Source organism: Campylobacter sp. CNRCH_2013_0898h (assembly GCF_025772965.1).
GTDB lineage: Bacteria > Campylobacterota > Campylobacteria > Campylobacterales > Campylobacteraceae > Campylobacter_D > Campylobacter_D lari_D.
Window position 1 is genome coordinate 1 of the sequence record NZ_JAKMTD010000042.1, and the last position, 564, is coordinate 564.

Below are 564 nucleotides of genomic sequence, written 5' to 3' on the forward strand. Positions count from 1 at the left end.
TTGCTTGTAAGGATTTTATTTGAGTAGTTTGATCAATAATAATTTTATCTTTATTCTGAATGATATTAGTTTTATCTGCGATATTTTGATTTTTAGTTTTAACTATATCGGCTATAAATTCAGCTATTTTATCCCAATATTCTGGTTTCATTTCCTTAAGTTCATAATTTTCTTTATAATTACTGAGGTCTTTTTTGGGAAATAATCTCTCTTTATAAGGAAAGAATTCTTTTCTTACCCATTCATTTGATTCCTCGAAATAATTTATATAAGACTGCATTATTTCTTTTGGAGGCTGGAATTTGAGATGAGGGTCTTTAGATGTGAAGTGTTTTAATACAAAATTGACCAAAGAAGTCTTATTCCATCCGCCTAAGTTAAGTGAATTTAGTCTTCTAAGCAATTCTATTCCCAATAAATCTAAACTCTCATTTTGCTTTGGAGGTATAATAAACTCATCATCCCATTCTAAGTCTATACTATGTATAAAATCTTTTAATAAATCTCCTTGATAAAATTCATTGTTATCAAATAATCTTACAATTAAATTTTCTTTACCAAAAA

At 26.6% G+C, this 564-nt stretch carries 1 pseudogene; it reads right to left on the reverse strand.

The window, feature by feature from the left end:
• A pseudogene (locus tag L8X50_RS08245) lies at positions 1-564 on the reverse strand (hypothetical protein); the annotation flags it as partial.